This window comes from Micromonospora sp. GCM10011542 (genome assembly GCF_042650685.1).
Taxonomy (GTDB): domain Bacteria; phylum Actinomycetota; class Actinomycetes; order Mycobacteriales; family Micromonosporaceae; genus Micromonospora.
This window is the reverse complement of record NZ_JBHSBO010000009.1, coordinates 1-8,121: the sequence shown is the minus strand read 5'-3', so window position 1 is coordinate 8,121 and position 8,121 is coordinate 1. Positions and strand designations below refer to the sequence as shown.

Annotated in this window: 7 protein-coding genes and 1 pseudogene; 2 read left to right on the top strand and 6 right to left on the bottom strand. The window is 68.4% G+C overall.

Annotation, left to right across the window (positions count from 1 at the left end; all coding sequences use genetic code 11):
- The 3 genes from ACFOW4_RS02625 to ACFOW4_RS02615 form a co-directional block, all read right to left on the bottom strand.
- The coding region (locus ACFOW4_RS02625) for a DDE-type integrase/transposase/recombinase (protein WP_377524077.1) at window positions 1–455 on the bottom strand (455 nt) is incomplete at its 3' end.
- Entirely contained in the window at window positions 404–661 is a 258-nt protein-coding gene (locus tag ACFOW4_RS02620) for a hypothetical protein (RefSeq protein WP_377524075.1), read from the bottom strand. The genes ACFOW4_RS02625 and ACFOW4_RS02620, both read right to left, overlap by 52 nt.
- Window positions 658–969 carry a transposase gene (locus ACFOW4_RS02615; RefSeq protein WP_377524073.1) on the bottom strand — a complete coding sequence of 104 codons (312 nt, stop codon included), beginning with the start codon at window positions 967–969 and terminating at the stop codon, window positions 658–660. The genes ACFOW4_RS02620 and ACFOW4_RS02615 overlap by 4 nt, the downstream gene beginning before the upstream one ends.
- A gap of 933 nt (window positions 970–1,902) precedes the next feature.
- Between ACFOW4_RS02615 and ACFOW4_RS02610 the strand changes: the two genes are divergently transcribed.
- Both ACFOW4_RS02610 and ACFOW4_RS02605 read left to right on the top strand, forming a co-directional pair.
- Window positions 1,903–4,188 carry a hypothetical protein gene (locus ACFOW4_RS02610; protein ID WP_377524071.1) on the top strand — a complete coding sequence of 762 codons (2,286 nt, stop codon included), beginning with the start codon at window positions 1,903–1,905 and terminating at the stop codon, window positions 4,186–4,188.
- 67 nt (window positions 4,189–4,255) lie between these two features.
- Window positions 4,256–4,753, top strand: coding sequence for a hypothetical protein (locus ACFOW4_RS02605; protein WP_074316583.1), 498 nt, complete (start codon window positions 4,256–4,258; stop codon window positions 4,751–4,753).
- Between the two features lie 368 nt (window positions 4,754–5,121).
- On the opposite strand, the gene ACFOW4_RS02600 is transcribed toward ACFOW4_RS02605, so the two are convergent.
- The 3 genes and pseudogenes from ACFOW4_RS02600 to ACFOW4_RS02590 all read right to left on the bottom strand — a co-directional run.
- Window positions 5,122–5,376 (bottom strand): hypothetical protein, encoded by a 255-nt coding sequence (locus ACFOW4_RS02600; protein WP_377524070.1) that lies wholly within the window; start codon window positions 5,374–5,376, stop codon window positions 5,122–5,124.
- 620 nt (window positions 5,377–5,996) lie between these two features.
- On the bottom strand, window positions 5,997–7,004 hold the full coding sequence (locus ACFOW4_RS02595; protein WP_377524068.1) for a hypothetical protein: 1,008 nt from the start codon (window positions 7,002–7,004) through the stop codon (window positions 5,997–5,999).
- 550 nt (window positions 7,005–7,554) lie between these two features.
- A pseudogene (locus tag ACFOW4_RS02590) lies at window positions 7,555–8,121 on the bottom strand (cyclase); the annotation flags it as partial.

Here is an 8,121-nt window from a genome sequence, read left to right as displayed (position 1 = left end):
CTTACCGCGTCCCATCGCAAACCTCCGTGATCAAGGTGTTGCGACGACCAGTTGAATCCGCCGTTCGATCCGCGGTCTGAGTGGTGTATCAGTTGTCCGTCGCGGACGCCGCGGGACCAGATGCCGTATTCGAGCGCGCCGAGGATCAGGTCGGTGTCGCAGCGGTCGGAGCAGCGCCAGCCCACGATGCGGTTGGAGAACACATCGCGAACCGCAGCCAGCCAGAACACGCCCTCGCCGCAGGGGATGCGGGTGGCATCGGCGACCCACAGCCGGTTCGGCGCCGCAGCCGTGAACTGCCGGTTGACCAGATCCGGAGCCGGTGTCGCCTTCGGGTTGGACCGGGTTGAGGGGATGCGCCACTTCTTGCGCAGGAACGCCCCTTGCAGGCCGGCGTCGCGCATCAACCGCTCGACCCGCTTGCGGCCAACGTGGCGGCCCTGGCGGCGCAGCATGGCGTGCACTCGCGGACTGCCGTAGGTGCCGCCCGCACATCGTGGATCTCCGCGATCTCCACCGCCAGCTCCGCGTCCTCGCGTCGCCGGGTGGACGGGTTCGCGGCCTGGGCGAGCCAGCCGTAGTAGGTGGAGACGGCCACGTTGAGGACCCGGAGGACGGGTTCGACCCCGAAGCGGTCTTTCAGCTCGTCGACGAGCGTCACGACCGTCGCCGGGTCGGGTCGAGTTCCGAGGCGAAAAAAGCCGACGCGGCTTTCAGGATCTCGTTGGCCCGTTTCAGTTCGGCGTTCTCCCGCCGCAGCCGGCGCCGCTCCTCCAACTCGGAGGTGGTGGGCCGGTCATCGCGCTGGCCTCGGTCGGCTTCGTCCTGGCGGATCCAGTTGCGCAACGCCTCGTGATAAAGGCCCAGCTGCCGGGCCAGCTGGCGGATCACGGGCCTCGGATCCGACTCCCGATACAAACGCACCGCACGTTCACGCAGTTCATCGGGGTACTTCTTCGGTGCTGCCACGGATGACTCCCTTCAGCTCCATCAGAGCATGATCGAAAGCCTCCGAGCTACCGGGGGAACCTCAAGGGCGGGTCAAGGTACTGCCGCACACGGTTTAGGAAGGGAGTAGCGCTCAACGCGCAGCCCCTCCTCCTACCAGCGCATACGCCTGACCTCTCACCCACGATGTGCTTGATCATTCCGCGTATGTTCCGGATCTTGCAGATCAGGCCGCCTTCGTCTCGCCTCGGACAGCTTGTCCAGCTTCGCCCACGGGCGACAGCGCCGCGGCGCCCCGCACGAACCGCACCGGCCGGTGCACCAGCGGTGTTCGTCGAGGGTCCGCTACCACTGGGCGACCTGCTCCGCGATCGGCGGTCGCCCTTGGCCTGGTTGACGATGTCGGTCACGGCAATCAGTTGGGGCGGGTGAGGTCGTTGGGGAAGCTCTGCCGGCGGCTGGTGGTCCAGCTGCTGGCACCGCATCGCCACGCCTCCGCAAGGGGTAACACGTCGTCGATGTCCACATCGGAGGCGGCGTACCAGGCTGCCCACGTATACGAGCAGGTGCCTGGCGGCCGTTCGTTGACGTTCCGGACCAGCCACATCGAGGCTTGTGCTGCCTCCTTGCTGCCTCGGTAGGCCTGCGCCCTATCAGTCCTGAACTCTCGCTCGGTTGCACGGCAGGGTCTTGTACGAGGGCAGACGGCAGCATGGCCCAGCATCGATTGTTTGGTCCCCTTTGGAAGGTGGGGCAGCGAGATCCGTGGATGCTTGACATCCTCTGTGCAAGATCGTCACGTTGGTGCGCTGGCACGGGCAGTGCTTGCGACCTCGGGGCGACGGCCATTCCACTCCACACGGGGGAGGTCCCATGCGAGTAGGTCCCAGGAGATCCACGAGGCTGGTTGGGGCGGTGAAACGCGCCGGGTTGATCGTTGCGGTACGCCGGAGAATGACGGCCGCGCTGTCCGCGGCCGTCATTGCTCCGATAGCCCTCCTCGGCACACCGGCGGCCGCCGCCGAGACGCCGCTCTGGCAGGTCGAGATCGCCAAGATCCCGGCCACCAGGTACCAACTCGACGCAAAGGCGTCCGTCATCGAGGGCACCGAGGCGCTACGCCCGTATGTCGGCGACGACCTCGGTGAAAGCCGGCTCGAGCCGGTGCAGGCCGACGTCAAGAGCCGGTACTTCGACGGCGCGCGGCTCAACGGGCCGGCCGACGCCGCCGCGGCGTTCGACAACCTGAAGCACCTCGAGGCCTTCCTCAAGAGCCGGATGACCGGCGCCAGCCCGCCCAGCGGCGAGGCCGAGCAGGGTCACGTCACCGCGCTGATCAACGCGCTCACCGCGGTCCGGCTGCTGGCCGACGCCGCGATCCAGGACGCCGAGGCCACGATCGGCCCGTTCCACCGGGTCAACCCGCCTCCGCCGCCCGCTCCGGCCGGCGTCGACGAGGCGTTCGCCGACCTCGAAGCGGCCAAGGGTGACCTGGCCAAGGCCGACGAGATGCTTGTCAAGGCCAACGTCGAGCCCGCCACCATCCAGGCCGAGGACGCCTGGGAGAGCGGCTTCCGGGTACTCACCCGGTTCGGCATCACGTACGAGGGTGACCACGACAACGACGGTGTGGTCGACGTGGTGGAGCTGCGCTTCGGCTCCAGCCCGCTGCTCGCCGACTCCGACGGTGACGAGCTCACCGACAAGTTCGAGATCACGGCGCTGGCCGGCTGGACCCGGCCGAACGCGTACGACACCGACAACGACACGGTGAACGACGGCGCCGAGGATCTTGACGGGGACGGGCTGACCAACCTCGAGGAGCAGCGGCTCGGCACCTCCCCGACCGAGGCGGACACCGACGGCGACGGCCTGAACGACGGCGCCGAGGTGGCCAAGGGCACCAACCCGCTGGTTCCCGACCAGCCGCGTGCCCCGCCGGTCCCCGGCGACGGCCAGCCGATCAACCCGAACCCCACGCCGATCGACACGGACGGCGACGGCGTGCGGGACCTCGCGGAAGAGGACCTCGGCTCCGACCCGACCAAGGTGGACACCGACGGCGACGGCCTCTCCGACAGTGTCGAGCTCGATTACCTGATCAGCGCGCTGAACCAGGACACCGACAACGACGGCCTGCGTGACGACTACGAAATCTCCAACGCCGAGTCGAAGGGCCTGCACCCGGGCCGCTTCGACGAGCAGATCAGCAAGTGGACGTACGTCACCGACTTCCTGCTCGGCATGTTCGCCGGCGACTTCGCCGAGAAGGACTCGATGGCCTGGCTCGCCGGCAACCTGTGTGCCAGCGCGTCCAGCGTCATCCCGGTGGTCGGCTGGATCACCGGCACCCTGGCGGACATCCGCGACACCGTCGCGGCGATCATCCACGGCGACTGGGTGAGCGTCGGTTTCAACGTTCTCGGGCTCGTCCCGTACGTCGGCGACGCGGTTGCCATCCCGGCCAAGGTCGCGAAGTTCGTCACGAAGTACGCGCACCGGCTCATGGACGCGGCGCGCTACGTCGCCCGTTACGACAAGATCCCGGACACCGTCAAGGAGCTCACCTACGAGCTCATCATGCCGGAGGTCTACAACGCTATCGTCGCGGAGGACGCGGCAGCGGCGTTGGCCGTGACCGCCTCCGCCGTCCCCGACGGATGGATCAGCAAGAAGACCTTCGACCGGCTGCTCAACGGCAAGCGGACCGACCTCAAGCGGACCCACGAGATGATGACCGACCCGGACGCGCTGCACGTCGACGGGCCCAACCTGCGCTGGGCGTACGGCTGGACGGACGGCGAGACGATCCTCAACGAGCTGATGGCCAGCCAGGGCAAGGTGGGCCGGCCGCAGCTGCCGCTGGCCAGGCCGGACGACGACAGGTTCAAGGGCGGCCGGGACGCCGACTGGGGCGAGGAACTCGCCGACGGCTGGATCCTGCACGAGGTGAAGTCGGGCTTCGCCCAGGGCGACGCCCGGATCCTGGAGCAGGTCACCCAGTGCGAGAAGGATGCCTGGTACATGAACCCCGACAACCAGGAGAAGATCAAGGCGGCCAACGCCGGCAAACCGGATATGAAGGGCAAGGGTGTCAAGGGCGTCCACTGGCACTTCGTCGGCAGCGGTAGCGGTCAGCCCAACGTGAACGACCTCGGCATGACCGAGAAGCTGTTCGACTGCCTGAAGACGAACAAGATCCCGTTCACCATCCACTTCCCGGTGGAACGGGTGGAATGATCCCAGGTGTCGCGGGGCGGGCTCCGGCCCGTCCCGCGACACGGCCTCCGATACAAAGGACTGAGAAATGAGTGCTTTCCCGCCGTTCGCGGTGCCCGGCGTCGAGCCGGAAAGCGGCACCCCGGGCCAGGGCAGCGTGGCTTACCGCGGTGACCAGCTCGCTGATCTTCCCACTGCGGCTGCTGTCCTCGACCGGTTCCCGGCCGAGCTGATCGGCCTGGCCGGCCCCGACGAGACCCGGGACGAGCACCCGATCGCCCGCGCGGACCTGGTGGCGCAGATTTACGTCTCGACCGGTGACGGCCTGCGGTGGGGCCTCGGTTTCGATGACGAGGTCGGCCATCTGGTCCAGCCGAACCTCGGGTCCATCGTCGAGGACTACCTGGAGAACGCACTCGCCGCGCAGCCCGACGTCGAGTCCGCCTACCACTACGACCGCGAGTCCTTCCAGGCCGAGACGACCCGGGTGCTCCGGGCCGACGAGATGCTGGCCCGGTGGCTCGACGCGATCCTCATCGCACACCGCGGCTACGCCCAGCAACTTGGCCGGGCTCTGCCGTACTGAACGGCGCTCACCGGCTGAAGGCCCGGGCCAGGCAGCCGGGCCGAGTCCCTCATGCCGAGGTAGTTCTTGTGTAACCGAGAGTGCTGGCGTGGCGCCGTAGAACGAGGAGAGCAGAACAGTCTTGCCGCTGCATGTGGGGATCTTACGGATGAGTCCTCCGCAGCGCGCCGCCACCTGCGCCGCCTGCGTCCTCTGCCGCGCTGAGGCGTGCTGTTCTCGGCCATGCGTGTTCACCGACCGTACTCGAAGGCCTGGTGGACGCGCTCCGCGGTGTGGCGCGTCTGCTCGTCGAAGAACACGAGACGGACCACTTCCACGGTGGTCGGCTCGGCGTGCAGCCCCGTCCGCTCCCCTCGTCACCCAGGTTGTCACTCACCCGTCATGGGCCGCTCGCTCCCCCGGAGGCGTTCGCGAGCGGCTTCCAACCGCGCCTTGTAGTCCGGCATGAACAGCTCAGGCAGCGAGATCTCCAAGGGACCGCTGATGCTGTACAACGCAGACCAGACGGCAGGGTCGTCGACCAGGCGATCGAACCCTTCCGTCCCTATGACGCGGTCGAGCCAGTCTGACAGCACCAGCGCCTGGTCGTGGCTTAGCTCGATCGCAAAACGGTCCTCGGGCATGCCCAGACGGTAGCCAGTCGCTCGTCCAGACCAGAATCCGGCGTACAGGTCGACTCGTCCGTCGCCCACCAGGTCAGCCGCCGTTACATGGCGGCTGACCAGCCGTTTCTTCGGGCATTACCGGTCGTCGTCGGTCATTCTTGGTCGGCGTTCGACGGCCCGATGACGGCCCCGACGGCCCGACCACGGCCCAGGACGGTGGCGGCACTGCCGGCTATCGTCTCTAGCATGTTCGTCGAAATCATTGGCGATCAGTCACTACCTGACGCAGTCGATCGAGACGACGTTGAGGACCTCCTGGAGCAGGCCATCGGTGACGAGGGCAGCGTCACGGGCGCCGGCACGGGCGATGGGCGTTGGCACTTGGACGTAGAAATCGACACCGCCGGACAGGAGGCACAGCTACTTGTCCGGCGGCTTGCACAAGCGCTCGTCGATGCTGGGCTTGGCTGGGTGCGCGTCCGGCCTGAGGCGGAGGGACACGGGATTGCCTGCCTCAGCACTCGGATGAGTCGCGCGGTCACCCGAAGCACGACGGACGACCTCCTCGTCCCGAACGCCAGCACGGCGCACCATCGACTGTCATGCCTAATGGCCGGTGCCGGCAGGCCCCCAGTTTCCTACTGCTTTTGCTGCTGCGAGCCCGGCCCCTGGTGCGCTATCACGGTCGCGATGGCATCCCAAAGGTTGCGACCGGCCTGGCGCAACGCCTCGGCAGGCTGGGCGGCCGTCTCAGCCTGGCTCGGCTGAGTCTGCCCCTGCTGGCCGGGGCCCTGCTGCGGCTGGCCCGCACCCTGCTGACCCTGCCCCTGCCCCTGCTGCTGCGGCTGACCCTGGCCCTGCTGACCCTGCGTCTCCTGGCCCGGGCCCTGCTGCGGCTGGCCCGCACCCTGACCCTGCCCCTGCTGCTGCGGCTGACCCTGGCCCTGCTGACCCTGCCCGCCAGTCACCTGACCGCCCGCCTCGCCGGCCTTGGACAGGGCGCCCTCACCCCTCCACTCCGCGCGCGCGCTGATGGAGCCGATGTCGTGACCCAAGCGGTCGACGACCTTGGTCAGTTCCTGGGTCTGCCCGGTCACCTGCTGGGCCGCGTCGCTCACGTTGCCCGCCGCCGAGGCGGCCGTCTCGCCAATCGACTTCAGGACTTCGGGGTTGCGGTCGATTGTGGTCAGGGTGCGGTCCAAAATCTCGGCCAGCCGTTCCAGGCGGACCTTGAGCAGAACCTCGGCCCGCACGTCCTCGATGTCCAATTCGACCGCATCGAGCCTGACGCGGACACCGGCGTCGAGTAGCAGAAGGTTGGCGAGTCGCGCCCGCAGGGAGAGGTCGGCGTCCAGCCCGTCCACGGCGAGCCGGATGTTGCCCACCCGCAGGTTCGGTACATCCAGCAGGACGTCCGGTTCGTACTGGTCGCGCGGTCTCGTCTCCTCGGAAGGCCACTGGCCCTGGCTGACATGCCGCTCCGGGCGATCACCGCGCCTGACTGTGTCGCCCTGCTGAGTCTGCTGATTCCGCTGTCCCTCGTCCCGCTGCTGGTCCTGCTGGCCCTGCCCCTGCTGGCCCTGCCCCTGCTGGCCCTGCCCCTGCTGGCCCTGCCCCTGCTGCTGGCCTTCCTCGCTCTGGCTCATGCTCCTGCCTCCGGCTCGGCTGGCCCGACGTCGGACGGGCCTGGACCGGCGGCGCTTACCCGAATCGGCCCGGGGCACGCACACTGTCGCCGAAGCTGCTGACCTACGACCTCACCAGGGCTGGCATCGCCGATATTGCCGGCATCTTGACCCAACTGCTCACCATCTGGGCATTCGCGCTAACAGCGTTGTCGCACCCGGGCCGATCTGGACCCCACGGATCCGTCCACCAGCCCAGCCAAGGTTTCCCAGGCCGCCCTGGGCAACCCGCCGAAATCGCTTCGATCTAGTCATGCTCACCGGAAGAGGCCAGCTACGCCTATGGCGCCCGCGCGCGGTCACCGGCGGACAACCGGTCCGGTGACCGGCGACGCTCTCGGTGCGCTGTGCTCGGCAATCCTCTGAACGACGTCGAGCGGTGGCCGCCGGCAAGCTGACTGGCGGGCGTAGCGACCATCACGCGCTGCTGTCGAGCACGGAGGAGCCGGACGCCGCCCTTAATTCAGCCCGAACTTGTCGATCTGCCTGCCGCCCGTGGTGATGGCGACCGTTATTCTTTCCGCTCCTCGTGCCGGCGGCGCACCACCGGCCGTCGCGGCGGTTCCGGACGCCGGGCCGGACGGGGACGTGGCCGGTCCTCGCGTTCCTCGCGCGGTTCCCGGGGCTCCTGGGGCTCGCGGTCCCGATGGCGCGCCCACTCGGGCTCGCGACGGCGCGGCAGGGGCTGTTCCTCCTCCGGTCTCTCCTCCCGCTCCTCCTCGGCCTCCCGGCCGCGGCCCCGCTGCTCCTGCCGGGTGCGGGCCTCCTGCTCCTCACGGAGGGCGGTCTCGTGGTCCTTGACCACCTGGGAGTCGCGGATCTCGCCGCGCCAACCCTCGACCGAGTCGGGGTCGAGCGCGGTCTGGGTCATCACGTGCCGGACGAAGTGCTTGAGTTCCAACCGCGCCCGCCGGCCCTGGGCCCGCCAGAGGTTGCCGGTGTGCTCGAACAGACCCTGCGGGTGGTACTCGAGCACCACCAGGATGCGGGTCAGGTCCGGGGTGATCTCGTGGAAACTGACGGTGCCGTCGACCGAGCCCTTCTCACCCTTGGACCGCCAGTGGATGAGCCGGTCCGG